Here is a 25,804-nt window from a genome sequence, read left to right on the forward strand (position 1 = left end):
CGAGTCATGACGATACGTCTACAGTTATTGGCGGCGACCGCCCTGGTCCTGTCCTCCTGCGGGAGCACATCCGCCCCGGCGCCGGTGGCGGTTCCCCCTGTCCCCATCACGACCGACACGGTGAAGGAACAAAACATGACGTTTTCCACGGTCTACCCCGGAAAGGTGGTGCCTTTGCGGCAGGTGGACATACACGCGGACGTCCAAGGGTACGTCACCGGCATCTTTTTTAAGGACGGACAACACGTCCGCCAGGGGGCATTGCTGTATGAGATTGATAAACGAAAATACCAGGCGGCGTATGACCAGGCCGTCGCCAGCCTGCACACGGCGGAGGCCTCCCTTGTCAAGGACCAGCAGGACGTGGATCGCTATACCCGTCTCTACCAGCAGGACGCCGTGGCCAAACAAAAGCTGGACTATGCCGTGAGCGCCCAGAAGTCGGACCAGGCACAGGTCGAGGCGGCCAAGGCGGCCATGGCCAGTGCCGGCACGGACCTGAAATATGCGTCGATCACGGCGCCATTCGACGGTACGATCGGGATTTCCCAGGTCAGGCTGGGCGCGGTTGTCACCCAAGGCTCCACGATCCTCAATACCATCTCCAGCGACGACCCCATGGCGGTGGATTTCCAACTGGACGAAAAACAGCTCCCGGCCTTTGAAAAGGTGCTGCATCAGTTTGGCCGGCTGGACTCCCTGTTCACGCTGTACCTCCCCGATCAGACGCGTTACCCGGCCTTTGGCACCTTTTATACCATGGACCGGGCGGTGGACCCCCAGATGGGGACGATCACGGTCCGGGTGACCGCGCCCAACAAAATGAACGACCTCAGGGCGGGGCTAAGCGTCAACGTACGCGTGCTCAATCCATCGGGCGGACCGCAGACCGTTATCCCGATGATCGCGGCCGTGGAGCAAATGAGCGAATACTTCGTCTTTGTCGTCCAGGATTCCACCGTCCGTCAGCAGCGCGTGAAGTTGGGCTCCAGGAACGGCGCCCTGGTCGTGGTGCTCGACGGGCTGAAGCCCGGGGACGTCATCGCCCGGGATGGTATCCAGCGCCTGCACGACAAGAGTGTGGTGAAACTCAAATAAGACCGTTATGATCGCCGATACTTTCATCCGACGTCCCAATACCGCCATCGTCATTTCCATCGTCATCGTTTTGGTGGGGCTCCTGTCCATGTCCAGCCTGCCCATCAGCCAGTATCCCAACATCTCTCCCCCGGTGGTGTCGGTCACGGCGACCTATACCGGGGCGGATGCCCAGACGATCGAACAGACGGTGGCCACCCCCATCGAAATCCAGGTCAACGGGGTACCGGGCATGGACTATATCCAGACGGCGAATACGAGCTCCGGCGTCATGAACATGAGCGTGAACTTCCAGATCGGCACGGACGTGGATATCGCGGCCCTGGACGTCCAGAACCGGGCCGCCATCGCGGCGCCCTTGTTGCCGCAGGAAGTTAGCCGGCTGGGCGTGGTGGTCCGCAAAAGAAGCCCGACCATCCTCCTGCTGGTTGCATTGTTCTCCCCCAAAGGGACGCACAGCGTCCCCTTCATGGACAACTACGCCAACATCTATCTCCGGGATGCGCTGTTGCGGGTTCCGGGGGTGGGGGACGTCATTTCCCGGGCGGACGACTTTAGCATGCGCGTCTGGATGAAACCGGACAAACTGGCGCAGTACAAACTCACGGCCGGGGACATTACCAATGCGCTGCAGGAACAAAACGTGCAGGTAGCCGCCGGCGCCGTAGGGGCCCCTCCGCAGCCGGGCGGCCAGCCGTTCGAGTATAACGTATACGTCAACGGACGGCTCAACCAGGTATCGGACTTCGAAAACATCATCGTCAAAACGGACCCCGCCACGCATTCGCTCATCTACCTCAAGGACGTGGCCAGGGTCGAGCTCGGGAAATTCGCCTATGCCAGCAATTCCTTTGTGGACGGCCGGCCCGCGTCGTACCTCCTGGTGTACCAGACCCCGAGCAGCAACGCCCTGCAGGTGGCCAGCGGGATCTACGCGACCATGACGGAGCTCAAAAAATCTTTTCCTTACGACGTAGACTACGTCGTGCCTTTCGAGTCCGTGTCCGTTGTCAAGGTTTCCATCGATGAAGTCGAGACGACGCTCCTCGAAGCGCTGGGGCTGGTGGTATTGGTGGTTTTTCTTTTCCTTCAGAGCTGGAGAGCCACGCTGATCCCCGTGCTGGCGATACCCGTATCCATCATCGGGGCGTTTGCCTTTTTCATTCCATTGGGTTTCAGCATCAATACCCTGACCTTGTTTGGCTTCGTCCTGGCCATCGGGATCGTGGTCGACGACGCCATCGTCGTGGTCGAAGCGGTCCAGCACTATATGGACGAACAACACCTCAGCCCCAGGGACGCCACCATCCATGCGATGAAGGACATCTCCGGTCCTGTCGTGGCCATCGCCCTTATCTTAGCCGCGGTATTCGTCCCCGTTGGCTTTACACCGGGCATCGTAGGACGGATGTACCAGCAGTTCGCCATTACCATCGCGGTCTCGGTGGTGATCTCCGCTTTTGTGGCCCTGTCCCTGACGCCCGCCCTTTGCCTGTTGATCCTGAAGCCTATGCACATTGCCAAAGACTCCACAGGAATCAACAAATTCTTTTACTGGTTCAACCGGTCCTTTAACCGGTTCACCATCCGGTATACCCTGATCGTCCGTCGCGCCATTAAGGTCTGGCCGGTGATAGTGGCCCTGCTGATCGGCATTTTCATCGTCACCGCTCTTTTGTTCAAGGCCAAGCCCACCGGGTTCATCCCCCAGGAAGACGAGGGCCGTGTGTATATCACGTTTGAGCTGCAGGAGGCCACATCCACCGTCCGAAGTCTCCAAACCCTGCTCAGGATGCAAAAGGTGCTGGCGGCGGACTCCAATGCGGTCGCGCATTTTGCGGCCCTGGGGGGATACAACGTATTGACGGGTGCGGCCAAGTCCAACAGCGGCACGATCTTTTGCCAGCTCAAACCCTGGGACCAGCGGAAGGCCGACTCCCTGAAAAGCGACGCCATCGTCGCCGACCTCCAGCGGAAGTTCAGCATGGTGGCGAAGGAAGCCAACGTCGTTGTCATCCAACCCCCGGCCATCCCCGGGTTGGGCGCTTCGGCGGGTTTTACCTTTATGCTGGAGCAAAAGTCGGGGAACGGCGACATACAGGAATTCTCAAAAGTGCTCCAGAACTACCTGGCCGCTGTCAACAAACGTCCCGAAATCGGGCGGGCGTTCTCGTTCTTTACCGCCCGTACACCCGGTTACCAGGTCACGGTCAACCGGGAAAAATGCAAACAACTGGGCATTGCCGTGTCGGACGTATTCACCGCCATGCAAACCATGATGGGGAGCCAGTACGTCAACGACCTGACCCTTTACGGACGGACGTTTCACGTCGTGGCCCAGGCCGACACGACGTACCGCGACAACATCGCCGAGATGGGGAACTATTACGTCCGCAACAACGAGGGCGCGATGATCCCGCTCAGCACCGTCATCAGCAGCAGGGTCGTCGAAAGCGCGCCCCTCATCACCCACTTCAACCTTTTCCGCTGCGCGGAAGTCGACGGCACGGCCAAACCCGGCTTTAGCAGCGGCCAGGCCATCCAGGCCCTGAAAGAGGTGGCCGACCAGACCCTGCCCGTTGGCTACGGGTATGAATTTTCCGGTCTCAGCCGGCAGGAAGTCACGCAAGGATCCAGCGGGACCTATATTTTTGCCATCTCCATTGTCTTCGTCTTCCTTTTCTTAGCTGCATTGTACGAAAGCTGGTCGGTGCCCTTCTCGGTGCTGATGGCTGTACCCATCGGGGCCTTTGGCGCCATCATCGCCCTGGTCTGCAAACCGGCGATCTCCAACAGCGTCTATGCCCAGATCGGTTTGGTGACCCTGATCGGCCTGGCCGCGAAAAATGCCATCCTGATCGTGGAATTCGCCAAGGAGCGGGTGGACAGCGGGATGGAGTTGATACAGGCGACCCTCGACGCGGTCAGGGTCCGGCTCCGGCCGATCCTGATGACGTCGCTGGCGTTTATCCTGGGGGTGATGCCCCTGGTGTTGGCGACCGGCGCGGGCGCGGTGTCCCGGCAGACCATCGGGATCACGGTGTTGGGGGGGATGTTGGCGGCCACGGGGTTGGCGATTTTCTTCGTGCCTGTTCTCTTTGTGTTGATTATGCGGATCGCGTATCGGAAGGAGTTTGCGCGGCGGAAGGGCTAAATGCCTATATTTACACCCCATTTTACCTTTCAACCCGGATATGGCTACCACACAAAATCGACAATTCCTGGAATTTGAGAAACCGATCAAAGAGCTCTACGACCAGATCGCGCAGTTGAAGCACATGGCGGAGAAGAACCAGAAGGTGGACTACAGGGCTTCTTTGGAGCAATTGGAGAACCAGGTCCAGGAGAGACGGAAGGAGATGACCTCCCATCTGACCAGTTGGCAACGGGTGCAGCTCAGCCGCCACCCCGAACGTCCCTATACCGCCGCCTATATCAAGCGCATGACCACCCATTTCATCGAACTCCATGGGGACCGGAATGTGCGGGACGACAAGGCGATGGTGGGCGGTTTCGGACAACTGAACGGGGAGACCGTCATGTTCATCGGGCACCAAAAGGGGATCAATACGAAGATGCGCCAGTTGCGCAACTTCGGCATGGCCAACCCCGAGGGCTATCGCAAGGCGCTCCGGCTGATGAAACTGGCCGAGAAGTTCAATAAACCCGTTGTCACCCTGATCGATACCCCCGGTGCCTATCCCGGTCCCGAAGCGGAAGAAAGGGGACAGGGGGAGGCGATCGCCAAAAATATCTTCGAAATGATGCGGCTCCGGGTACCGGTGATTTGTGTCATCATCGGCGAAGGCGCCAGCGGGGGAGCCTTGGGTATCGGTGTGGGCGACCGGGTCTTTATGATGGAGAATACCTGGTACACCGTCATATCTCCCGAAAACTGCAGCTCCATCCTGTGGCGGAGCTGGGAGCAAAAGGAAAAGGCTGCCGAGGAGCTCAAACTCACCTCCCAGGACATGTCCCGGTTCGGCCTGGTCGACGGGGTGATCCCTGAACCCGATGGCGGCGCCCACTGGGATTACGACATGGCCGCATCCATCCTGAAGGACCACCTGGTCCAAGCCCTGGGGGAACTTAAACAGATGACCCCCGAAGAACGGATCGAACAACGGATCAACAAGTTCAGCCAAATGGGCTTTTTTGAAGAAATTTCTTAGAAATCAATAGGTTATGTTAAGGACATTGCTGCGTGGGACGGGAGTCGCACTGGTCACTCCTTTTGGCGAGGACCAACAGGTAGATTATGGATCGCTGGCCGGTCTTATCGAGTACGTGATCAAAGGCGGGGTGGAATACCTGGTCGCCTTGGGCACCACGGGCGAACCCCCGGTGTTGACCGCCGAAGAGAAACGGAAGGTGCTGGCATTCGTGGTCGAAAAAGCAGCCGGAAGGGTGCCGGTCGTCGCCGGGGTCGGGGGAAACAACACCGCTTCGGTGATCCGTGACCTGGAAACCCTGCCCCTGGAGGGAACCGTGGCCGTACTCAGCAACAGTCCATATTACAGCAAGCCATCCCAGGAGGGCATTTTTCAGCACTATAAAGCCATCGCCGCCGCTTCCCCCAAGCCGGTTATCCTCTATAACGTACCCGGCCGGACCGGGTCCAATATAAGCGCCGCGACCACGATTCGCCTTGCCCGGGAGGTACCGGGTATCGCCGGTATCAAGGAGGCCAGCGGGAATATGGTGCAGTGTATGGAGATCCTCCGGGACCGGCCCGCGGACTTCCTTGTCGTCTCGGGTGACGACCACCTGGCGCTCCCCCTGATTGCCTGTGGCATGGAAGGCGTGATCAGCGTGGCCGCCAATTCCTGGCCGGGGATTTTCTCCAGGATGATCCGGTATGCGCTTGACGAAGATTATGACAAAGCCCAGCCGTTGCTGGCAAAACTTGTCGAAGGCATCAACCTGCTTTTTGCCGAGAACAACCCCGCGGGTGTAAAGGCATTCCTGGCCGAATACAAAGTCATCAAGAACGTGCTCAGGCTGCCGCTCGTGCCTTTGAGCGAGCCGTTGATGGAACAGGTCCGTGCTTATGCAGCGGCGCTTGGGGAATCGTGAGAAAAGACGTACTTTTTCCCACAAAACCCTATCTATGCTCCAAAAAGTTTCTTTGTTCGTGGTCGCCGCCTTCCTCTGTATCACAGTACGGGCGCAGTATACCGTAAAACTCGTCCTGGACGCGATCCCGCCCAAACACCCCGATGACGCCATGTACCTCATGGGGGAATATAATCAGTGGACTCCTAACGATCCGAATTCCCAGTTTGTCAAGGACGCTACCGGGAAGTGGACGATGACGGCGGAGAATGTACCCGCCAATATGTACGAGATCAAGGTGACGCGGGGAACCAAGGAAACCGTCGAGTGTATGGGCGACGGCAAGCCGATGGACAACCGGAAAGTGACCGTCAACAGTGATACGACATTCCACCTGACGGTGGCGGGTTGGACCGATGACTTTCCGAAACAGACGACTTATTTAAACAGAAAAGTTGTTCCTTCCAGCGCCAGATAAGTGCGCGGAAACACCTCTTGTGCCTCCTCCAGGAAGGGTTCCAGGTCTGCATACTTGCTGCTGAAATGCCCGATGAGGAGGTTCCCGGCCCCCGCCAGGCGCGCGATCTCCGCCGCCTGGCGGGTAGTGCTGTGGTAGCGCATCTCAGCATTGGCCCTGAGGTCATCCAGGTAGGTCGTCTCGTGGTACACCCAGTCGGCGCCCTTGATCTTCTCTACCAGGCTTAAGTCATACTTCGTGTCGGCGCAAAATGCATAAGACATGCCCCTGTCCCTGCCGGCCGCCCGTTCGGTCCTGGTCGGTTGTTTCTCCTCGAATAAAAAGCCCCAGCAGGCAATCCGGTGATTGGTGCGGAAACAGTGCACCGTGGTATTCTTGTCTTCCGCAACAAAGCCTTCTTCGGGCAGCGGGTGAAACTGCAGATCGAAAGGCAAATGCGTATCTGCTTCTCTTAGTTGCAGTTGCAGGATTTGCCAGAGTGGCTCGGGGCCGTGGATGTGCAGGGGTTGTATGCGTCCAAGAAGCCCCATGCTGTTGATCAGGCCGATCAACCCAAAGTAGTGGTCGCCGTGCAGGTGGGAGATAAAGATGCGATGGATCTTCGAGCGCCGAATCTTATAGTGGATTATTTGTATTTGAGTCCCTTCCCCGCAATCGATGAGGTACAGGTGGTCCCGTGCGGTAAGGACCTGGGCTGTAGGGTGCCGGTCGAATGCCGGAACCGCCGAATTATTCCCCAAAATTGTGACGCCCTGCATACTGTGTTAGTCCTCCGTTTCGTTCCCAAATATCTCCCTTTCGATCTCTTCCATCTGTACGATGTCCCAGGCTTCGCTTTCTGTCGGTGTGACGTTGAGCAGGTCTAACAGGTCCCGGGAGGCCAGTTGCTGCCTGACCGCGGGCTGGAGACAACACGTGACAAAAGAGGCATGATGCGCCTGAAAAGCGGCTTGCAGGGCAGCCAGGCAGTCAGCCACGTCGTCGGCCATGGATTCCACGTTCTCAGCGTTAAATACAACGTTTTTAACGGGATTTTCAAGGAATTCATGCATCATATTCCGTATCTTATCTGTCAAATTAGCAGGGAGATCCGGCCCGAAAGGCGTTATAACATGAAATTTCTCTTTGGTATCAATTTTGACTTCTTTCCAATTCATAACGCTAATAAACTACTTATTAACAGAATGTGCGGAACAACCGCCTAACGCTAGTCAAAAATATTTGTTATTATTGTAAAGACACGAAAAATCAAACCTATAAAAATGGACCATAATTTTTCAGCGCAGGTAAAAGAGATCATTTCATTTAGCAGGGAGGAGGCTTTGCGGCTGGGAAATGATTTCATCGGTACCGAACACCTTGTGTTGGGACTGATCCGGGAGGGTGATAATACGGCAGTGAAGATATTGAAGACCCTTAACGTCGACCTCTATGAACTTCGTAAGGAAATCGAACTCGCTGTAAAGGATAAAACCGGCAAGAACATCGCCAATATCAACAGCCTACCGCTCACCAAGCAGGCTGAAAAGGTCATCCGGGTGACCGTGCTCGAAGCCAAGGCCCTCAAAAGCCCGCAGGTCGAGACCGAACACCTGATGCTGTCGATCCTCAAGAACCGCGAAAACATTGCGACCCAGATCCTGAACCAGTTCGACGTGGACTATGATGTGTTCCGCAACGAGCTTGGGATGGTACAATCCAATGCGAATCCCCGGTCGGAGTATGCGGATGACCCGGCGGAAGAAGAATTCGAAGACGAAAAGTCGCGCTACGCCGGGCAAAGGGCAAAGGCCGCCGGTAATGCGAAAAGCAAGACCCCGGTCCTGGACAATTTCGGACGGGACATCACGCGCCTGGCGGAAACGGGTTCGCTGGACCCTATCGTCGGCCGTGAGGAGGAGATCGAAAGGGTTTCCCAGATCCTCTCCCGCCGCAAGAAGAACAACCCCATCCTGATCGGTGAACCCGGTGTGGGTAAAACCGCCATCGTGGAAGGCCTTGCCCTTAGGATCGTCCAAAGGAAGGTCAGCCGGGTGCTTTTTGACAAACGCGTCATTTCCCTCGACCTCGCCGCCCTGGTGGCAGGGACGAAGTACAGAGGCCAGTTCGAAGAACGCATGAAGGCGATCATGAACGAGCTGGAAAAGAACCGGGACGTGATCCTGTTCATCGACGAGATCCACACCATCGTCGGTGCCGGGGGTGCGAGCGGTTCGCTGGACGCTTCCAACATCTTCAAGCCCGCCCTGGCCAGGGGTGAGCTCCAGTGCATCGGCGCCTCCACTTTGGACGAGTACCGTATGTACATCGAAAAGGACGGTGCCCTCGACCGCCGGTTCCAGAAGGTCATGGTCGATCCGCCCACCGTGGACGAAACCATCCAGATCCTGAACAACATCAAACCCAAATACGAAGAGTTCCACAACGTGGAATACGCGGCCGATGCCGTGGAAGCCTGCGTCAAGCTGAGCGACCGCTACATCACCGACCGGCTTCTGCCCGATAAGGCCATCGACGTGATGGACGAAGTGGGCGCCCGGGTGCACCTGAAGAACATCAACGTGCCCCAGGAGATCCTGGACCTGGAGAAAAAGATCGAGGACATCAAACAGGAAAAGAACAAGGTCGTCAAGAGCCAGCGTTTCGAAGAAGCCGCTTCTTTGCGCGACACCGAAAAGCGTCTCGGTGAAGAGCTGGAAAAGGCGAAAGGTATCTGGGAAGAAGAGTCGAAGCACAAACGCTATCCCATAGCCGAAGAAGACATTGCCGAGGTCGTCAGCATGATGACGGGTATCCCCGTCCGCCGGATGGTACAGGCGGAGAGCGACAAACTCCGCCGTATGGCCGAGGACCTGAGGGGTGCCGTTGTCGGGCAGGAAGAAGCCATCGACAAGGTGGTGAAAGCGATCCAGCGCAACCGGGTCGGTTTGAAAGATCCCAAGAAACCCATCGGTACCTTTATCTTCCTCGGACCTACCGGGGTGGGTAAGACCGAGCTGGCACGGGCACTGGCGCGCTATATGTTTGATTCGGAGGAAGCCCTCGTCCGGATCGACATGAGCGAATACATGGAGAAGTTCACCGTGAGCCGCCTGATCGGCGCGCCTCCCGGTTACGTCGGATATGAAGAAGGCGGTCAGTTGACCGAGCGCGTCCGCAGGAAACCGTATTCGGTGATCCTCCTGGACGAAATCGAAAAGGCCCACCCGGACATCTACAACATCCTCCTGCAGGTCCTTGACGACGGGCAACTGACGGATGGCCTGGGTCGCAAGGTGGACTTCAAGAACACGCTCATCATCATGACCTCCAATATCGGGGTGCGTCACCTGAAGGACTTCGGGGACGGGGTGGGTTTCACCACCGCCGCCAAGATGCAGAACGCCGACGATAACAACAAGGCCGTGATCGAAAAGGCGTTGAAACGCACGTTCTCTCCCGAGTTCCTCAACCGTGTGGACGACGTGATGATCTTCAACCAACTGACCAAGGAGCACATCTTCCAGATCATCGACATCCTGATGAAGGGCGTCATGGTCCGGCTGACCAACCTGGGGTTCACCATGGAGCTCACCGAAGAGGCCAAGGGCTTTATCGCCGACAAAGGATATGACTCCCAATTTGGCGCAAGACCCCTGCACAGGGCCATCCAGAAATACCTGGAAGACCCCCTGGCCGAAGAGATCCTGAACCTGCACATCAACCAGGGCGACATCCTGCTCGCCGAACTGGATAAAGAGGCCGGGAAGATCAAGTTTAAGAAGAAGGAGCAGAAGCCTTCTAAGAAAGAGAAGTCCGCAGAGGCGTAAGCCTCCGCGCTGAGGCCCGCCGGGCCACATACAACAACTGCCGCAAGTTTGGTTTTCCCCCGAATTTGCGGCATTTTTGTGTCTGTACATGACAAAGATCATCATCACCATCGACGGCTGGTCTTCCTGTGGAAAGAGCACGCTGGCGCGCGGTTTGGCAAAGGAGCTGAAGTATGTTTACATCGACAGCGGTGCCATGTACCGCGCTATTACCCTTTATTTCCTCCGTCACCACGTCGACTGGTCCGACAACGCTTCCGTCCAGCAACACCTGGCCGATGTATCCCTGGAGTTCCACCACAACGCCCATACCGATCAATCCGAGATGTATCTCAACGGGGAAAACGTGGAGTACGTCATCCGCGACCTGGTCGTTGCCGAGAAAGTGAGCGAGGTGGCGGCCCTGGGGCCCGTGCGGACCTTTGCCGTGGCCCAGCAGCGCAAGATGGGTGCCCGCAAGGGGATCGTCATGGACGGTCGTGATATTGGCACGGTGGTCTTCCCTCACGCAGAGCTCAAGATCTTTATGACCGCCGACAACGCCATCCGCGTGGAGCGCCGTTTTAAGGAGCTCTATGCCAAAAACCCGAATATTACCATCGAAGAAGTGAAAAGCAACCTCGAAATGCGGGATTATATCGACTCACACCGGGCCATCAGCCCGCTCCGGCAGGCGGAGGACGCGGTGGTCCTGGATAACTCGTATATGACGATGGAGGAGCAGCTCGCCTGGGCCATCAAGCTCGTTCACGAACGCGTATAACGCGCGATGATCTTGTCGATCAGGTATTCCTTTCTATAAAACGCCGCCAGTTTTCGGATCACGCCCTCGACCAGCGCATCGGGGCATGACGCCCCGCTGGTGAGCAGGATGCGCACCGGCCGTTTCCAGGGCAGGAAGTTTTTCGTCAGGCGTTCCTGGCGATGGTGAAAGTCATAGTGAAGGACCTCTTCCACCGAAAGGATCTTTTCTTCCGAATTGATAAAAAAGGTCGGCAGTCGCTGTTCGCACAGCTCGACAAGGTGGGTGGTATTGGAACTGTTGTACCCGCCCACCACGATGGCCACGTCGGCGGGCGTTTCCAGCAACCCGTGCACGGCCGTCTGGTTGTCGTTCGTGGCGTAGCAAAGCGTGTCCCGGTTGTCGGCAAAGTCACCCCCGGGTAAGGCCTCGACGACCTGTTTGAGGTATTCCGCGATCGCCTGGGTGTCGCTGGCCAGCTGTGTGGTCTGGTTCACGACGCCGATCCGGTGGAGGTCCTTGGTGACATCGAAGCCTGTCGAATACCGTCCTTTGAAAGTGGTGTAGAAATCCTGGAGGGGTTGCTCGCCGCGCATGAAGGCCGCCAGCGTTTGCGCCTCCGCCATATCGTTGACCACCAGGGTAGGCGCATCGGCGGCGGCGTGGGAAAACGTGGCCCGGGTCTCTTCGTGCCGGGGTTTGCCGTGGACGATAATGGTATACCCTTTCTGCCCGATCGCTTCGGCCCGGTTCCAGACCTTTTCCACAAAGGGACAGGTGGTGTTGTAGCGTTCCGTCTTCAACCCAATGGCATTCAGCCTGGACTCGATTTCCAGCGTGGTACCAAAGGCCGGGATGATCACGATGTCCTCCGCCGTCAGCTCTTCCATGGGGATGAGCTGGTGTCCATAAGTGTCCATGAGGAAACGTACCCCCCTCTCCTGGAGGTCCGCATTGACTTGGGGATTGTGGATCATCTCGCTGAGCAGGAAGATCCTGCGTCCTGCGTTCTCCTCGATGGTCCGGAAGGCGATCTCGATGGCGTTTTCCACCCCGTAGCAAAAACCGAAGTGCCGGGCCAGGTAAATGTGCATGTCTCCAAAATCCAGGAGGGTCGGGCTAAAGTCTTTTTTCAGCTTGTCGCCTTCCTTCCGGTGTTGTTTGATGGCACTGATCAGGGGGCTCCGGTATATGATGGGAACGTCGAATTGCTTCATGGAAAGCTCGGTTTCGGGGCAAAGGTACGGCCCTTTTTCGTAGGTTTGTTCCATGAGTATCCGGGCATATATAGGTTTTGCCTGTCTTGCGCTGACGGTGTCCGGCCGCCAACCCACAACTATGGAAAAACGATTTCAACCCCTTCCCTGGGTAAACGCCACGAATATATACGAAGTCAATGTCCGTCAATATTCTACCGAAGGGACCTTTATCGGCTTTTCCCGTTCGCTCCCCCGGCTAAAGGCCATGGGCGTGGAAACGCTCTGGTTTATGCCGGTCACCCCCATCAGCCGTGAAAAACGCCAGGGTACCCTGGGCAGCTACTACGCCTGCGCGGACTACACCGCCATCAACCCGGAATTTGGCACCCTGGAAGATTTCCGCAACCTCGTCCAGCAGGCCCACCGCCTCGGTCTAAAGGTCATCATCGACTGGGTCGCCAACCACACCGGCTGGGACCATCCCTGGACAAAGGCGCACCCCGACTACTACAAGCGCAACGAACACGGGCAGTTTTACGACCCCCATGGCTGGGCGGACGTCATCGACCTGGACTACAGCAATGCCGGTCTCCGCCAGGCCATGATCGAAAGCATGAAATTCTGGGTCCGGACCTGCGACATAGACGGTTTCCGTTGCGACATGGCCATGCTTGTCCCCCTGGACTTCTGGACCCAGGCCCGGGCCGCGGTGGATTCCGTCAAGCCGTTGTACTGGATGGCCGAGCTCGACCAGCTCGACAACCCCGACTACCTGACGGTGTTTGACGCCGCCTATACCTGGACCTGGATGCATACCACTCAGACCTTCTACCAGCAGCACGGCCCCCTCTCCGCACTCGACAGTGTATTGTATGCTTATAATAGTAAGCCGCCTTTTGACGCCATGCGGCTGTTGTTTACGTCCAACCACGACGAAAACACCTGGAACGGCACCGAATACGAGAAATATGGGGATATGGCGCTTCCCCTGGCGGTTTTTAGCTGTACCTGGAACGGGATCCCCATGATCTACAGCGGGCAGGAACTGCCCAATCATAAGCGCCTGAAATTCTTCGAGCACGACCCCATCGAGTGGGGCGGGGGCACGCCGGCCCTCCAGGAGTTTTATCATACGCTGCTGACGCTGCACAGCCGCAATCCCGCGCTCCGCGCCGGCGACTCGCTGGTGACCACCTACCGGTTGCATACTACTGCTGATGACAAGGTGTTTGCGTTTTTGCGCAAGCGCGGGGATAAAGAAGTGCTGGTGTACCTGAACTTCTCCAAGGACGCGGTGACTTTCCGGTTGAACGACGACTGGGCGGTCGGCGCGTATACGGACGCCTTTACGGGGCGCCGCAGCGATGTAGGGCGCGACCGGGATGTACTGCTACAGCCCTGGGGGTTTACCGTGATGGAGCGGTAATTTCTACCCTCATAATTTTTATACAGGTTTTGGTTGATAGGTTTCAGTTGGGTGTTTTATCTACAGCCAAAAAGTAAATTCATTGGAAAATATCACAAAACAAGTTCTGGAAGAATTTATACGTAAAACTGACATTGAGTTAAGACCGACGCAGTATATAACAATCTGCCGATTGAAAAAATCCTGGAATCGCTGAAATAAGGCGTAATTTTGCTATTGATGTTGATATTCTTAGATATAGATGGAGTCATGGTTCCAGCCAAAAGTTGGCAAAGGCCTGAGTTGCTTAACGACGGATTTCCGGCGTTTAGTAAAAAGGCAAGTCATGCACTTAAACGTCTTATTTCTGATGATACAACGGTTATGCTTACAACGTCCCATAAATCAAATTACACTGTTGACGAGTGGAGAAATATTTTCAGCAATAGGGGTATTGATGTCAAAGAAATAGAGTCTCTTGGCAACAATGAGCGAAATCTTAGTCGGAAAGATGAAATTGTAGAATGGTTCGCTTCCCACGACATAAGCGAAGACTTTATCATCATAGATGACGATAAATCCTTGAATTCCCTGCCACCTTTTTTAAGGAAAAACTCGATAATAACAAGCCCTACCATCGGACTTACGGATAATGATTTGAAGGATGCGAGTGCTATTCTAAACAAATGGTACCATTTTGCTTAGTGTATACTATCTATATTAAAAAAGCCAGCTTTTAGCTGGCTTTTTTGTTTAGTCCTTCTCCGCTAAGAGCGAATCGATATAATCGTTAAAATCCTTCTGGAATTCCGCGTAGTGCTCCCCGGTGCCCGGCCCCTCGAAACCGGCGGTTATGCGGCGCACACGCCCGTGCTTGTCCAAAAACAAGGTCGACGGAAACGCATTGATGGCGTCCAGTTGCGGGAGCGTCTTGGCCGCCTTGTCGGGGTCCCCGACGGTGACCCCGGTGATGAGCATGGGGTAGGTCGCGTGGAACCGGTTTTTAAAGGTTTCCACCCCGCGTTTGGAGCGCGCGAAGTCGGTGGAGCGCTCGTAAGCGAGGCCGATGATTTCCACGCCCCGGTGGCGGTTGGCCTTATACCAGGGCGCGAGGAAGGCGGTCTCGTCCATGCAATTGGGGCACCAGGACCCCATGATCTGGATGACGACAACCTTACCGCGGAAACGGGCGTCCCCAATGGAAACGAGGCTGCTGTCGAGGTCCGGAAAACGGAAGTGCAATACGGACGAGTCCTTGTTGAGGAGGTGGGAAGCCTCGTCGGGCAGGCCGGCTTGGGGGTTCCAAACACCTTCCCAGGTCCCGGAGGGCGCTATATTGGAATACACGCGGCCATGGAGCGCGTGGTTGCCATCGATAGCGGCGGCGAATACAAAGGAATGGTTGCCGTCGAAGGTGGAGACCTTTAACGAATCCCCGGTAACAACACCTTCCAGGTAGCGGTCGTCGCCGGAAGGCGTCAGGAACGTCCCGGTAACGTGGTTGCCGTCCTGGAAGAATTCACCCACGGCGGTGTCAAGCGTGGCGCCGTTACGGCCGATAAAACGCACGGCGTAACGTCCCTGGGCCTGGACGGTGGCGGGGCCGTTGCTCAAAAAGAAGCGCTCTGTCGTACGCGGTACCGCAAAAAACGGCTGGACGAGCTCCCCTTGCGCCAGGCGGCGCACAAACTGGCCGGTGAGCCGGCCATCGGGCTGGAGCTGCAAACGGAAACCCGCCTCAAAAAACGGCATACGGATATGCACGGAGTCCCCCGCAAAACGGATGTCATCGACCAGGAGCCGCTCAGAAGCATTGCGTACATAGAGGACGGTCTTACCCGCGGAATCCCTGACCAGGAAATTAAAGACGATGTTTTGTCCATCGGGCCGGACGAGGTTGCCTTGCCACCAACCATGGTATAGTTGGGCGGAGGCGCCCAAGGATAGGGAGAGGGCCAGGACTGCAAACGCTATTCTTCTCATGTTGCAAAGGTAAAGAGGGTAGGTCAATGAAAAAGGGCCGCGCATGACAGGCGGCCCTTTTCCCCATATAATTGGTAGACTAGTGTTTATTGTCCGCCGTCGTCGTCACCGCCCTGGCTGGAGGCGCCGTTCAGGTCGTTGAGGCCGTATTGGTAAACGCCTTCGTAACCGGGGTAGATTCCCTCGACGTTGACGCTGGATTTACCGGCCAGTGCATTTTTCAACTGGTCGACGGTGGTAATATCCTTGCCGTCTACGCGCAGGATGACGAAATTGTTTTTCATCATCGTCTGGTCGCTGATGATACCGCGGCTGATGCCGGATACGACGACCCCGCCTTTGACACCCAGTTGCTTGGCTTTTTTCTCGTCCAGGGTCGTGAGCTGGGCGCCCAGCTTGTCCAGGACGGTGGAGACAGTGACGTCCTCGGTACCGATCTTGTTCTTCAGCACCACGTCCACGGAATGCTCGCTACCGTTGCGCTTATAGGTGATAGTCACCTTCTCACCGGGTTTGAAACGGGCAATCATCCCCTGGAGGTCGGCGCCTCCGCTGATGGTGGAGCCGTCCATTTTTGTGATGACGTCGCCCTTTTGGAGGCCGGCGGCTTCGGCGGCGCCACCCTTGGTCACCGCGGAGATATAGACGCCGTTGACGTCGTCCAGTATCCCTTGTTGTTTGCGTTGTTCGGGGGTGAGTTCGTCGAGCTGTTGTTCATTGGGGTATTCGATGCCGAGGTAACCGCGTTGCACCGAACCGTAAGCGATCAGGTCGTTGACCACTTTCTTGACGATGTTGACCGGGATGGCAAAGGAGTACCCTGCAAAGGAACCGGTGGGGGAAGCGATGGCGGAGTTGATCCCGATCAGCTCACCCTTCGGGTTGATCAGGGCGCCCCCGCTGTTCCCGGGGTTGACGGCCGCGTCGGTTTGGATAAACGATTCCACGGCGGTGTTGGCGGCCTTGCGGGAATTGATCCCCAGGGCCCTGGACTTTGCGCTGACGATACCGGCGGTCACCGTGGTTTCCAGTGTAAACGGATAACCCACGGCCAGGACCCACTGCCCGATATGGACGTCGTCCGAGTTCCCGTACAGCAGGTAGGGATACCCGTGGCCTTCCACTTTTAAAACGGCGATGTCGGTGCTGGGATCTGCCGCCACCACCTTTGCCTTCATGGATTTCTTGTTGCTCAGCGTGACGTTGACTTCGTCTGCCCCGTCGATGACGTGGTTGTTGGTCACGATATACCCGTCTTCGCTGATGAATACCCCGGACCCGGAGGCTTGCTGACCGGGGATGGTCCGTTGCCGGAAAAAGTCGCCAAAGGGATCGTCGTCACCCAGCCCAAACAGCTCGGCAAAAGGATTGCGCTGGCGGGGCAGGTTGTTGGAGACCTGGCGGGGGTTGGTCACGGTCTTGATATGTACGACCGCGGGGATGGCGGTGCTGGCAGCGGTTTCAAAGTCTACGGGTTCAGCGGGTGAGCCGTCTTTATTGAAAAAGCCGGCATAGTTCACGGGCACCTTTCCCTGGCTGTCTTTCCAAACGTAACTGTTCTTTTGTTCATATTTGGAATACAGCCCTACGCTCACGACAGCGGTTGCCGCGCTCACCAATACTGTTGTCAGGATACCTTTCCAGTTCATGGTTGTTTCGTTTTTTCTTCGTTAGAATGTAAAATTAACGAAGAGCTTATCAGGATGGATCCTAAAGGATTTTGAATTAACAAATTATTAGGAAGGTCTTCGTAGATGCGCGAACGACCCTCTTAAAGTTACTAAATTTTGGCCAGAAAGGCGAGGGTATCGACGCCGTCCGCGTAGTCTTCCAGGAGCGGTTGTTGCGCTGCGCCAAACGGCAGACCGCCGTGGCCCACGACGCATTGAACATCGGGATTCCCGGCTAAAGAAGGCTGGTATTGGTAGTATTCATAATATAAGGTGCCGATGGGCGAAAAAAGGTCTTTGTGCTCCAGGAGGACGATGGAATCGTTGGTCATATAAAACTGATTGTTCATCAGGTAGATGGCCAGCTGGTAGTCATAGTTGTTTTTGTACTTGTGGTGGTCGAAAAACCAGGAATAGCGTTTCAACGACGAAAGCAGCGGTATGAAATCGTACCCGGTGGGTACATAGATCTTAGTTACGTTGCGGCAGCCCAGACCGAAATACTGGTGGATGTCGTCAGCCAGTTTGTCCAGCTCTCCGGGTGTCTCCGACCCGTCGAGTACCGCCACCGAGGTCCGGTTGCGCCGGATAAGGCTGGGATACCTGCCGAAATAGTACTCGAAATACCGCGCCGAATTGTTGGAGCCGGTGGCAATGTAGGCGTCACAACCTTTGAGCAGGTCGGAGAAAACGATCGTCGAAGCCAGTTCCGGGGCCCACTCCCTAAGCATTCCCACGAGGTGGGGGAGAAGCACGTTGTCCTTGGAGGAGAGCTTTATGGTTTGCCGGTGGCCGCTGACAAAGACAGAAAGGAAGTCGTGAAACCCGACCAGGGGAATATTCCCCGCCATGACGACGCCCACGTTCCGCGCGGGGCCCTTGCCCAGCCCGGGATAACGGGCGGTCCAGGTATCCAGCAGGGAGGGTTGTAGGAAATGGTTGACGATGTTACCAACCGCCAGGTCGGTGAATTCGGGAACAAACCAATGGTTGAGCGCGAACGCCCGTTCTTTGGCCTCCAGCCAGGCCGGATCGGCTGACGACATGTAGTCCCCCAGCCTTCCCAGCAATTCAATTCTTTGTCGTAAATTCACTGCGCTTGCCTATTTTTGTTCAGCAAAAATAATTGATTGTATGGCAATTAAGATTACCGAAGAATGCATTAATTGTGGGGCTTGCGAGCCGGAATGCCCGAACAACGCGATTTACGAAGGAGGAGTGGAGTGGGCTATTTCGGATGGCACCACCGTTAAAGGAAGCTACCAGTTGATGGACGGATCGTCCGTTGAGGCCGGTCAGCGCTTCGCGCCCATCAGTGTCGATACGTATTTCATCGTTCCCAATAAGTGTACGGAATGCCAGGGCTTTCACGAAGAACCCCAGTGCGCGGCCGTTTGCCCCGTGGACTGCTGTGTTCCCGATGAGATGTACCGGGAGACCGTGGAAGAGCTGCTGTCCAAAAAGGAGCGGCTGCATATATGAGTAAACCACGTATTGCTTTTGTCACCGGTGGCTATTCCGGTGAAGCAGAGATATCCTATAAAAGCGCGGTGACGATCTCGGCGAACATCGACCGGGACAAGTACGAGGCATACACCATTGACGTCCGCACGGACGGCTGGTGGTATACCGATCCCGCGGGCGTGGTGCATGCGGTGGATAAGAATGATTTCTCGGTGGCCGGCATTCATTTTGACGCCGTCCTGATCGGCATCCATGGCACACCGGGGGAAGACGGAAAGCTGCAGGGTTATTTCGATATGCTCGGGTTGCCCTACACCTCCTGTGACGCAGCCACGTCGGCACTGACCTTCAACAAACGGTTTACCGTCGCGGTGGCCGGCATGGGGGGCATACACGTCGCGCGTTCCGTGCTCCTGGTGAAGGATCTTTTCGAAAGTCCCGAAACCCAGATAAAGGGGCTGCGTTTCCCGGTGTTTGTAAAACCCAACAACGGGGGGTCGAGCATAGCCACGTCCAAGGTTTTGACGCCCAGCGAAGAGTTAGGCACGGCAATTGAAAAGGCTTTTGGCGTCGATTCCCAGGTGCTCGTGGAGGAATTCATCGAGGGCAGGGAATTGACGGTGGGCGTATTCCGCCGTGAAGGAGAGGTCGTGACGCTTCCCATCACGGAAATCCGTTCCAAAAACGCGTTTTTCGACTTCGAGGCGAAATACCTGGGCGCGAGCGAGGAGATTACGCCTGCGGAGGTCCCGGAGACCATGGCGGAGAAAACAAGAGCGGCGGCCCGGAAGGTATACGGGTTGCTGAACTGCAGAGGCATTGTGCGGATCGATTTTATATACAACGAGCAGGTGAATGAGCCGTTCTTGTTGGAGGTGAACACGGTTCCGGGCCAAAGCGAGGCCTCGATCGTGCCCCAGCAGGTAAAGGCTGCGGGTTGGTCACTAAAAGAGTTTTATTCTTTTCTTATAGACGAAGCCTTAGCCACCGGGCGTTAATTCAAACTATGTTCAAATTCATCACGCACCGTTCCTTTTTGGCAAACCTGCTGGCCGTTGTGGTCATTTCCCTCGTGCTGCTGCTGGTTTTTATCGTTGCGCTGCGAAGTTTCACCCACCACAACCAGTCGGTCAAGGTACCCTCGGTCAAAGGCATGGACCTGGAAGCAGCCACCCGCACCCTGAAAAGCTTTGGGCTTGAAGTATCAGTAGAGGACTCTGCGTATAGGGACAACCTGCCCAAGCTGTCTATTGTATGGCAAAGCCCGGATGCGGGTGACGAGGTCAAGGTCGGCCGGACGGTATACCTGACCATCAACCGCGCCATTCCGCCCGTGATCGAACTCCCCAACCTGCTGGGGCTTCAGTTCAAATTCGCGGAAAGCAGCCTGGCGGGTTACGGTCTGAAGCTGGGGGATACGACCTACAAACCCGACTTTGCGCGCAATACCGTCCTGGACGTCCTGGTCAACGGGCAATCGACCAAGGCCGGTACCAAGATCCCCCTGGGGACCGTGGTTTCCCTGGTTTTGGGTCAGGGCGTGGCACAGACGGAGATCCCTGTCCCCGACCTCTTCGGGATGCGCCTGGCGGATGCCAGGATTGTCATGGAGGCCAACGGGGTGGTGATGGGATCGGTGGTCCCGGACGCGGACGTTACCGATACGGCAGCCGCCTTTATCTATCGTCAGAATCCGCCCCCCGTCAGCGCCGATGGGATCATTAACCTGATCCATTCGGGTCAGACCATCGACGTCTACGTGGGCAAACAACTGCCGGTAAGGCAGGATACGACTAAATAAAACATTATGAATACTATTACAGCCGAAGCGCTGAAATCGAGGTTGGACAAGGGGGAGACCCTCCACCTGGTCGACGTCAGGGAACCCTTCGAACACGAAGAGTTCAATATAGGCGGGATCTTACATCCCCTGGGACGCATCCGTTCCATGGACGTGGACGAACTCGAACCCCTGAAGGACGAAGAAGTCATCGTCTATTGCCGGAGCGGGAACCGCAGCGGCCAGGCGGCCATGTTCCTGGAGCAGATGGGTTTTGCCAACGTCATCAACCTCGAAGGGGGCATGCTGGCATGGCAGGCGAAGTTTGGCGTCTAGTCCTCCGTGGCAATATCCGCCACCGTCTTTTTTTCGAGGATCTTTAGGGCAGAGTCGCGGACGGCAGACATCACGCCGTTGAGCCCGCAATTCTTCTCGTCGCAGTTTTTGCACTTCTCATAGAAGTTCAGACTGACGCAGGGAAGCAGCGCAATCGGGCCGTCCAGGGTGCGCATGACATAGGACAGCTTGATCTTTTTGGGGGATTCTTTGAAGAAATAGCCGCCCCCCTTTCCTTTCTTACTATCCAGAACACCCGCATTCTTGAGTTCCAACAGGATGTTCTCCAGGAATTTCAGGGGAATCTTTTTCTTTTTGGCGATCTCGGCGATCAGCACGGGTTCATTTTCCTCTTTTTTGGCGAGGTACATCAGGGCCTGAAAGGCGTATTGCGTTTTCTTGGATAACATGTGTTCGTACGATAACGGACAAAGGTATGTAAATTTAGTGGGATTTTAGATGCCCAACACATCCTGCATGGTATATATGCCTTTCTTGCCGTATATGTACTCCGCCGCCAGCAGGGCGCCTAAGGCAAACCCCTTCCGGTTATGGGCGGTATGGATCAGCTCGATGTCGTCGATATCGGAGGTATAGCGCACCTTGTGTGTCCCGGGGGCGGGGTCGACCCGTTCGCTGACAATTTCCAGTTCCTCCGGGTGGTCGCTAAGGTGGTTGACCCAATCCTTTTTCCGGTCCAGGGACCCGATGATCCCCTCCGCGAGGGTAATGGCGGTCCCGCTGGGGGAATCCCTTTTGGCGGTATGGTGGATCTCGGTGACGCTGACCGCGTATTCCGGGTGGGTGTTCATCAGGGCCGCCAGGCGTTTGTTGAGGGCAAAAAAGATGTTCACCCCCACGCTGAAGTTGCTGGATGCCAACAGGGTGCCCTGGGTCGCCTCGCAGACCTTTTTGACCTGCGCCCATTTCTTGAGCCAGCCGGTGGAACCGACGACGACCGGGATGCCGGCGTCCAGGCAAAGAAGGATGTTGTCAACGGCGCTGTCGGGGCCGGTGAATTCGATGGCGACGTCGGCCTCGCGCAGTTGCTCCGCCGTCAGACCGGGGCGGTTGTGTTCGTCAATCTTCAGGACGGCTTCGTGTCCGCGGGGGGGCATGAGGTCTTCGATGGCCTTACCCATTTTACCATAGCCTATGAGTGCGATCTTCATGGAAATGCAGGTAGCAGTTTGTGTTTCGCTTTGTGTATGTCCAGCACCAGGGACAGACCCGTGTAGCCGCTCATAAAGCCGCTCGTGGGCTGTATCCGCAGGGTGAGGTTGTCGGTGACGTCGAATTCGTGCAGGTGGGCGTCCACCGTGGCGTCGACCACGTTCAGCCCCCATACCAGCACAAAGGCCAGGACGGAATAGTCGACGTATTGCCGGTAATAATTGCGCGCATATTGGATGTCCTGGGGACTGTTGTAGCGGTAGGTGGAATCCGGGGCCCTCTTGTACCAACTGGTGTCCGTCCCGTTCATCTCCTTGTAGACCCGGCGGAAAAGGTTGTACTGGTCCAGGTTGAATTTAAATACGATGCCGCAGGCGACAAGACCGCCCCAGGCGATCGGCGCTTTCCAGTATTTGTGGTTGTAGATCTGTCCCCAGCCGGGGATGATCGCCGAACGGATGGTGGCCTTACGGGGATCCCGGTGGTGTTTCGTGGTGTACTCCGAGGTATCTTCCTGTGGCCGGGCCACCGCCACACTGTCGATCCGGACGATCTGCGCCTTGGCAACGATCGAGAGCGGCAATAGCAGGGCACACAGCACCCATGTTTTACACCTTGACATGCATTTTCTCCAGCAGGGCATTCAGTTCCTGTATGGAATAGTACTCCAGGGTCAAAGAACCGTGCCCTTTTTTGTTGTGATTGAGTTTTGCTTTCGTCCCAAAATGGGAAGCTAAGTTATCCTCTATCTTTTTAAATGCAGCAGGGAGGGCATTTTTTGTCGCACTTTTAACAGCCGCTGTTCCAGGCCGATACAGCTTCCGGACGAGCTCTTCGGTCTGGCGTACCGACAGGTGGCGGTTTTTGATCTCACCGAATATAAAAAGCTGTTTGTCCACTTCGTCTACGTTGATCAGCGCGCGGGCATGACCCATGGTCAGCGTGCCGTTGCGGACCGCGACCTGGATGTCGGGAGGAAGCTTGAGCAGGCGGATGTAGTTCGTGACGGTGCTTCGTTCTTTCCCCATGCGTTCGGCCACCTGCTCCTGGGTGTGTTCGAGCTCCTCCATGAGGCGTTTGTAACTCAGGGCGATCTCGATGGCATTCAGGTTTTCCCGTTGCAGGTTTTCGAGCAGGGCCAGTTCCAGGAGCTCTGTGTCGTTGGCCTGGCGGATATAGGCGGGGATGTCGGCCAGCCCGGCCATTTTTGCCGCCCGGAAACGGCGTTCGCCCGCTACCAGCCGGTACTTGCCGTCCGGGAGCCTGGACGCCGTAACGGGTTGGATGATGTCGTGTATGCGTATGCTGGCCGCCAGTTCCTGCAGGGCTTGCTCGTCAAAATCACGGCGGGGTTGTTTGGGGTTGATGGAAATCTGGTCCAGTGGGATCCGTAACGATACCGTGGCCGCCTCCACTGCCGAACTCTTCAAGGTACCCGCGGTCGTCTTCAGGTCTGCGTCAATATTTTGCAGGAGCGAACGGATGCCTTTTCCCAGGGCCTCTTTCTTGTTAGGACTTGTCATGCTGTACTTCTGTCAGGACTCTGTCTTCCTGTTTTATTTTGGTAAGGTTGTTCTTTTGCAGGATCTCCTTGGCCAGGTTGAGGTAATTGAGGGTCCCCTTGGACTCCGCGTCATACAGGATGACCGGTTTGCCAAAGCTGGGGGCTTCGCTGAGCCGGGTATTGCGGTGGACGATGGATTCGAAGACGAGTTCTTCGAAGTGCCGCCGGACCTCGCTGACCACCTGGTTGCACAGCCGCAGACGGCCGTCGTACATGGTCATGAGGATCCCCTCGATGGCCAGGTCGGTGTTCAACCGGTTCTGGACGATCTTGATCGTATTGAGCAGCTTACCCAGGCCTTCCAGGGCGAAAAACTCGCACTGTACCGGGACGATCACGCTGTCGGACGCGGTCAGCGCGTTGACCGTGATCAACCCCAGGGAAGGAGAGCAGTCGATGATGATGATGTCGTATTCATCCTTGATGGGCTCCAGGATCCCTTTCAGGACGGTTTCCCGTTGCGGGTGGTTGATCATTTCGATCTCGGCCCCGACCAGGTCGATATGGGAAGGCACCACGTCCAGGTACTGGATGTCGCTCCGGAGGATGACGTCCTTGACCTTTGTCTCGTTGACCATGCAATCATACAGGCTCTGGGTGATGTTGTGCAGGTCAAAACCCACACCGGTGGTGCTGTTGGCCTGGGGGTCGGCGTCGACCAGCAGGGTTTTGTATTCCAACACGGCAAAACTGGCGGCCAGGTTGATCGCGGTGGTTGTTTTCCCCACGCCCCCTTTTTGATTGGCTATTCCGATGATTCTTCCCATGGTGCTAGAGTTTTATGGTCTGTCCTATGGCCGGCAGCTCCAGGGCAATCCCGCCCTTGGAAAAGGTCGACCTGGCTGCGTCCTTGTCGAGTTTGATATAACCGAATGTATCGTAGTGAACCCCGACCACCTTTTTGGTCTTGACCATCTGCGCCGCCCTTACGGCGTCATCCGCACCCATCGTCAGGTCGTCGCCTATGGGCAGGACGGCAAAGTCGGGTACGACCCAGTCGGGGATGAGCTGCATGTCCAGGGTCAGGGCGGTGTCTCCGCTATAGTAAAAGTTGCCTTCGTCCGTTTTAAAGACAAATCCCACGGGGTTCCCGGCATAAGACCCGTCGGGAAAACTGCTGGAGTGCTGTGCGACGACGGTCTTGACCGTCCCGAAGTCAAAGGTCCACTTCCCCCCCGTATTCATGTGGTGGACGTTGTCGACGCCCTGGTTTTGCATCCAGGTACAGACTTCCCACACGGCCACGACCTTGGCCCCGGTACGGGTCGCGATGCCGGCGGCGTCCGCGACATGGTCCTGGTGTCCGTGGGACAGGAAAATATAGTCCGCCTCAATGGTATTGACATCCACTTTGCCCTTGGCCAGTTCGTTGTAGGTGACGAACGGGTCAAACAAAATTTTTTTTCCCTTGATCTCAACCTGAAAAGTCGCGTGTCCGAAATATGTAAGGTTCATAAGGGGCTTGCTGAAGCGCCAAAAATACGTTTTCAGGACAAAATTCGGCAACAATTCTCAGTATGTGCGTAATTTGCGATGTTTTATATGCTGTACACCGTCATTTCCGGCACCAACAGGAAAGCCAGTAACACACAAAAAATCGCCGAAGTTTACCTTGAACTCTTGAAAGAGAAGGGGATCGAGGCGCAGTTGCTGTCCCTGGTCGGGTTAAACACCCTTGAAAGGACCCCGGAACTGGAATCTGTGGAAAAAAAATACCTGATCCCGGCCGGTAAATTTATTTTTATCGTTCCCGAATACAACGGTAGTTTTCCGGGAGTCTTAAAAGCATTGATGGACAACTCGGATATCCAAAAGGCATGGTGGGGGAAAAAAGCCCTGTTGACCGGGGTATCCACCGGCAGGGCGGGGAATCTGAGGGGAATGGAACACTTGACGGGTGTTCTCCATTATTTAAAAGTATCGGTTTATTACGACAAGCTACCCATTTCCGTCGTCGACAGACTGCTCGACCAGGAGGGGAAGCTCACCGATCCGGCGACGCTGACGGTGGTAGGGAAACAATTGGATGAATTCATTGCTTTTTAGAT

26 protein-coding genes are annotated in these 25,804 nt (G+C 56.1%); 14 read left to right on the forward strand and 12 right to left on the reverse strand.

Annotated elements, in window-relative coordinates; all coding sequences use genetic code 11:
* The first annotated feature begins 6 nt into the window (after nt 1–6).
* The 5 genes from EDB95_RS18860 to EDB95_RS18880 are packed head-to-tail and all read left to right on the forward strand — an operon-like array spanning nt 7 to nt 6,631.
* The gene (locus EDB95_RS18860; RefSeq protein WP_133995855.1) at nt 7–1,098 is read left to right on the forward strand and encodes an efflux RND transporter periplasmic adaptor subunit; all 1,092 of its coding nucleotides are present in this window, start codon (nt 7–9) and stop codon (nt 1,096–1,098) included.
* A gap of 7 nt (nt 1,099–1,105) precedes the next feature.
* Nucleotides 1,106–4,252 carry an efflux RND transporter permease subunit gene (locus EDB95_RS18865; RefSeq protein WP_133995857.1) on the forward strand — a complete coding sequence of 1,049 codons (3,147 nt, stop codon included), beginning with the start codon at nt 1,106–1,108 and terminating at the stop codon, nt 4,250–4,252.
* 40 nt (nt 4,253–4,292) lie between these two features.
* Nucleotides 4,293–5,270, forward strand: coding sequence for an acetyl-CoA carboxylase carboxyltransferase subunit alpha (locus EDB95_RS18870; RefSeq protein ID WP_133995859.1), 978 nt, complete (start codon nt 4,293–4,295; stop codon nt 5,268–5,270).
* Between the two features lie 13 nt (nt 5,271–5,283).
* On the forward strand, nt 5,284–6,174 hold the full coding sequence (gene dapA, locus EDB95_RS18875) for a 4-hydroxy-tetrahydrodipicolinate synthase (RefSeq protein ID WP_133995861.1): 891 nt from the start codon (nt 5,284–5,286) through the stop codon (nt 6,172–6,174).
* A 34-nt stretch (nt 6,175–6,208) separates the two neighbouring features.
* Nucleotides 6,209–6,631: a hypothetical protein gene (locus EDB95_RS18880; RefSeq protein WP_133995863.1), complete on the forward strand. Its 423-nt coding sequence runs from the start codon at nt 6,209–6,211 to the stop codon at nt 6,629–6,631.
* On the opposite strand, the gene EDB95_RS18885 is transcribed toward EDB95_RS18880, so the two are convergent.
* Both EDB95_RS18885 and EDB95_RS18890 read right to left on the reverse strand, forming a co-directional pair.
* Nucleotides 6,592–7,389 (reverse strand): ribonuclease Z, encoded by a 798-nt coding sequence (locus tag EDB95_RS18885; RefSeq protein WP_133995865.1) that lies wholly within the window; start codon nt 7,387–7,389, stop codon nt 6,592–6,594. The two genes, EDB95_RS18880 and EDB95_RS18885, sit on opposite strands and share 40 nt — an antisense overlap.
* A gap of 6 nt (nt 7,390–7,395) precedes the next feature.
* Nucleotides 7,396–7,686, reverse strand: a complete 291-nt coding sequence (locus EDB95_RS18890) for an anti-anti-sigma factor (RefSeq protein WP_246073743.1) — start codon at nt 7,684–7,686, stop codon at nt 7,396–7,398.
* Between the two features lie 207 nt (nt 7,687–7,893).
* Between EDB95_RS18890 and EDB95_RS18895 the strand changes: the two genes are divergently transcribed.
* A complete protein-coding gene (locus EDB95_RS18895; RefSeq protein ID WP_133995869.1) occupies nt 7,894–10,440 on the forward strand; it encodes an ATP-dependent Clp protease ATP-binding subunit in 2,547 nt (848 codons plus the stop codon).
* A gap of 88 nt (nt 10,441–10,528) precedes the next feature.
* Nucleotides 10,529–11,203: a (d)CMP kinase gene (gene cmk / locus EDB95_RS18900; RefSeq protein ID WP_133995871.1), complete on the forward strand. Its 675-nt coding sequence runs from the start codon at nt 10,529–10,531 to the stop codon at nt 11,201–11,203.
* Here cmk and EDB95_RS18905 read toward each other — a convergent pair.
* On the reverse strand, nt 11,188–12,453 hold the full coding sequence (locus tag EDB95_RS18905) for a 4-hydroxy-3-methylbut-2-enyl diphosphate reductase (RefSeq protein WP_246073744.1): 1,266 nt from the start codon (nt 12,451–12,453) through the stop codon (nt 11,188–11,190). The two genes, cmk and EDB95_RS18905, sit on opposite strands and share 16 nt — an antisense overlap.
* Nucleotides 12,454–12,520: 67 nt before the next feature.
* On the opposite strand from EDB95_RS18905, the gene EDB95_RS18910 reads away from it, so the two are divergent.
* Complete coding sequence (locus EDB95_RS18910; protein ID WP_246073745.1) at nt 12,521–13,807, forward strand: alpha-amylase family glycosyl hydrolase; 1,287 nt, start codon at nt 12,521–12,523, stop codon at nt 13,805–13,807.
* Between the two features lie 219 nt (nt 13,808–14,026).
* A complete protein-coding gene (locus EDB95_RS18915) occupies nt 14,027–14,491 on the forward strand; it encodes an HAD domain-containing protein (protein ID WP_133995875.1) in 465 nt (154 codons plus the stop codon).
* A 48-nt stretch (nt 14,492–14,539) separates the two neighbouring features.
* Here EDB95_RS18915 and EDB95_RS18920 read toward each other — a convergent pair whose 3' ends face one another.
* The 3 genes from EDB95_RS18920 to EDB95_RS18930 form a co-directional block, all read right to left on the reverse strand.
* Nucleotides 14,540–15,769, reverse strand: a complete 1,230-nt coding sequence (locus tag EDB95_RS18920; RefSeq protein ID WP_162852686.1) for a TlpA family protein disulfide reductase — start codon at nt 15,767–15,769, stop codon at nt 14,540–14,542.
* An 86-nt stretch (nt 15,770–15,855) separates the two neighbouring features.
* The gene (locus EDB95_RS18925) at nt 15,856–17,418 is read right to left on the reverse strand and encodes a S1C family serine protease (RefSeq protein ID WP_133995879.1); all 1,563 of its coding nucleotides are present in this window, start codon (nt 17,416–17,418) and stop codon (nt 15,856–15,858) included.
* Nucleotides 17,419–17,549: 131 nt separating this feature from the next.
* Entirely contained in the window at nt 17,550–18,533 is a 984-nt protein-coding gene (locus EDB95_RS18930) for an aldehyde dehydrogenase family protein (protein WP_133995881.1), read from the reverse strand.
* Between the two features lie 40 nt (nt 18,534–18,573).
* On the opposite strand from EDB95_RS18930, the gene EDB95_RS18935 reads away from it, so the two are divergent.
* From EDB95_RS18935 to EDB95_RS18950, 4 genes are read left to right on the forward strand one after another with little or no spacing between them, the layout of a single operon-like run.
* Nucleotides 18,574–18,921 carry a 4Fe-4S dicluster domain-containing protein gene (locus EDB95_RS18935; protein WP_133995883.1) on the forward strand — a complete coding sequence of 116 codons (348 nt, stop codon included), beginning with the start codon at nt 18,574–18,576 and terminating at the stop codon, nt 18,919–18,921.
* On the forward strand, nt 18,918–19,901 hold the full coding sequence (locus EDB95_RS18940) for a D-alanine--D-alanine ligase (RefSeq protein WP_133995885.1): 984 nt from the start codon (nt 18,918–18,920) through the stop codon (nt 19,899–19,901). Before EDB95_RS18935 ends, EDB95_RS18940 begins: the two co-directional genes overlap by 4 nt.
* Before the next feature lie 8 nt (nt 19,902–19,909).
* Nucleotides 19,910–20,704, forward strand: a complete 795-nt coding sequence (locus EDB95_RS18945) for a PASTA domain-containing protein (RefSeq protein ID WP_133995887.1) — start codon at nt 19,910–19,912, stop codon at nt 20,702–20,704.
* A 6-nt stretch (nt 20,705–20,710) separates the two neighbouring features.
* A complete protein-coding gene (locus EDB95_RS18950; RefSeq protein WP_133995889.1) occupies nt 20,711–21,019 on the forward strand; it encodes a rhodanese-like domain-containing protein in 309 nt (102 codons plus the stop codon).
* Here EDB95_RS18950 and EDB95_RS18955 read toward each other — a convergent pair.
* The 6 genes from EDB95_RS18955 to EDB95_RS18980 are packed head-to-tail and all read right to left on the reverse strand — an operon-like array spanning nt 21,016 to nt 25,211.
* Nucleotides 21,016–21,429, reverse strand: coding sequence for an RrF2 family transcriptional regulator (locus tag EDB95_RS18955; RefSeq protein WP_133995891.1), 414 nt, complete (start codon nt 21,427–21,429; stop codon nt 21,016–21,018). The genes EDB95_RS18950 and EDB95_RS18955 overlap by 4 nt on opposite strands.
* Nucleotides 21,430–21,474: 45 nt before the next feature.
* Nucleotides 21,475–22,191, reverse strand: coding sequence for a 4-hydroxy-tetrahydrodipicolinate reductase (dapB, locus tag EDB95_RS18960; protein WP_133995893.1), 717 nt, complete (start codon nt 22,189–22,191; stop codon nt 21,475–21,477).
* Nucleotides 22,188–22,814, reverse strand: a complete 627-nt coding sequence (locus tag EDB95_RS18965) for a DUF5683 domain-containing protein (RefSeq protein ID WP_133995895.1) — start codon at nt 22,812–22,814, stop codon at nt 22,188–22,190. Before EDB95_RS18965 ends, dapB begins: the two co-directional genes overlap by 4 nt.
* On the reverse strand, nt 22,801–23,715 hold the full coding sequence (locus EDB95_RS18970) for a ParB/RepB/Spo0J family partition protein (protein WP_133995897.1): 915 nt from the start codon (nt 23,713–23,715) through the stop codon (nt 22,801–22,803). The genes EDB95_RS18965 and EDB95_RS18970 overlap by 14 nt, the downstream gene beginning before the upstream one ends.
* A complete protein-coding gene (locus tag EDB95_RS18975; RefSeq protein ID WP_133995898.1) occupies nt 23,702–24,523 on the reverse strand; it encodes a ParA family protein in 822 nt (273 codons plus the stop codon). The genes EDB95_RS18970 and EDB95_RS18975 overlap by 14 nt, the downstream gene beginning before the upstream one ends.
* Nucleotides 24,524–24,527: 4 nt before the next feature.
* Nucleotides 24,528–25,211, reverse strand: a complete 684-nt coding sequence (locus EDB95_RS18980; protein ID WP_133995901.1) for a metal-dependent hydrolase — start codon at nt 25,209–25,211, stop codon at nt 24,528–24,530.
* A gap of 87 nt (nt 25,212–25,298) precedes the next feature.
* Between EDB95_RS18980 and EDB95_RS18985 the strand changes: the two genes are divergently transcribed.
* A complete protein-coding gene (locus EDB95_RS18985; RefSeq protein ID WP_162852687.1) occupies nt 25,299–25,802 on the forward strand; it encodes an NADPH-dependent FMN reductase in 504 nt (167 codons plus the stop codon).
* Nucleotides 25,803–25,804: the final 2 nt, after the last annotated feature.

The organism is Dinghuibacter silviterrae (assembly GCF_004366355.1).
Lineage (GTDB): Bacteria > Bacteroidota > Bacteroidia > Chitinophagales > Chitinophagaceae > Dinghuibacter > Dinghuibacter silviterrae.

Bases quoted from the DNA above. Each gene is read 5' to 3' on its own strand.
- EDB95_RS18925 (WP_133995879.1), bottom strand. From the start codon at position 17,418: ATGAACTGGAAAGGTATCCTGACAACAGTATTGGTGAGCGCGGCAACC.
- EDB95_RS18970 (WP_133995897.1), bottom strand. From the start codon at position 23,715: ATGACAAGTCCTAACAAGAAAGAGGCCCTGGGAAAAGGCATCCGTTCG.
- dapA (WP_133995861.1), top strand. From the start codon at position 5,284: ATGTTAAGGACATTGCTGCGTGGGACGGGAGTCGCACTGGTCACTCCT.
- EDB95_RS18945 (WP_133995887.1), top strand. From the start codon at position 19,910: ATGTTCAAATTCATCACGCACCGTTCCTTTTTGGCAAACCTGCTGGCC.
- cmk (WP_133995871.1), top strand. From the start codon at position 10,529: ATGACAAAGATCATCATCACCATCGACGGCTGGTCTTCCTGTGGAAAG.
- EDB95_RS18910 (WP_246073745.1), top strand. From the start codon at position 12,521: ATGGAAAAACGATTTCAACCCCTTCCCTGGGTAAACGCCACGAATATA.
- EDB95_RS18895 (WP_133995869.1), top strand. From the start codon at position 7,894: ATGGACCATAATTTTTCAGCGCAGGTAAAAGAGATCATTTCATTTAGC.
- EDB95_RS18915 (WP_133995875.1), top strand. From the start codon at position 14,027: ATGTTGATATTCTTAGATATAGATGGAGTCATGGTTCCAGCCAAAAGT.
- EDB95_RS18890 (WP_246073743.1), bottom strand. From the start codon at position 7,686: ATGATGCATGAATTCCTTGAAAATCCCGTTAAAAACGTTGTATTTAAC.
- EDB95_RS18935 (WP_133995883.1), top strand. From the start codon at position 18,574: ATGGCAATTAAGATTACCGAAGAATGCATTAATTGTGGGGCTTGCGAG.
- EDB95_RS18865 (WP_133995857.1), top strand. From the start codon at position 1,106: ATGATCGCCGATACTTTCATCCGACGTCCCAATACCGCCATCGTCATT.
- EDB95_RS18860 (WP_133995855.1), top strand. From the start codon at position 7: ATGACGATACGTCTACAGTTATTGGCGGCGACCGCCCTGGTCCTGTCC.
- EDB95_RS18940 (WP_133995885.1), top strand. From the start codon at position 18,918: ATGAGTAAACCACGTATTGCTTTTGTCACCGGTGGCTATTCCGGTGAA.
- EDB95_RS18880 (WP_133995863.1), top strand. From the start codon at position 6,209: ATGCTCCAAAAAGTTTCTTTGTTCGTGGTCGCCGCCTTCCTCTGTATC.
- EDB95_RS18955 (WP_133995891.1), bottom strand. From the start codon at position 21,429: ATGTTATCCAAGAAAACGCAATACGCCTTTCAGGCCCTGATGTACCTC.
- EDB95_RS18965 (WP_133995895.1), bottom strand. From the start codon at position 22,814: ATGTCAAGGTGTAAAACATGGGTGCTGTGTGCCCTGCTATTGCCGCTC.
- EDB95_RS18885 (WP_133995865.1), bottom strand. From the start codon at position 7,389: ATGCAGGGCGTCACAATTTTGGGGAATAATTCGGCGGTTCCGGCATTC.
- dapB (WP_133995893.1), bottom strand. From the start codon at position 22,191: ATGAAGATCGCACTCATAGGCTATGGTAAAATGGGTAAGGCCATCGAA.
- EDB95_RS18985 (WP_162852687.1), top strand. From the start codon at position 25,299: ATGCTGTACACCGTCATTTCCGGCACCAACAGGAAAGCCAGTAACACA.
- EDB95_RS18975 (WP_133995898.1), bottom strand. From the start codon at position 24,523: ATGGGAAGAATCATCGGAATAGCCAATCAAAAAGGGGGCGTGGGGAAA.
- EDB95_RS18870 (WP_133995859.1), top strand. From the start codon at position 4,293: ATGGCTACCACACAAAATCGACAATTCCTGGAATTTGAGAAACCGATC.
- EDB95_RS18980 (WP_133995901.1), bottom strand. From the start codon at position 25,211: ATGAACCTTACATATTTCGGACACGCGACTTTTCAGGTTGAGATCAAG.
- EDB95_RS18950 (WP_133995889.1), top strand. From the start codon at position 20,711: ATGAATACTATTACAGCCGAAGCGCTGAAATCGAGGTTGGACAAGGGG.
- EDB95_RS18920 (WP_162852686.1), bottom strand. From the start codon at position 15,769: ATGAGAAGAATAGCGTTTGCAGTCCTGGCCCTCTCCCTATCCTTGGGC.
- EDB95_RS18905 (WP_246073744.1), bottom strand. From the start codon at position 12,453: ATGGAACAAACCTACGAAAAAGGGCCGTACCTTTGCCCCGAAACCGAG.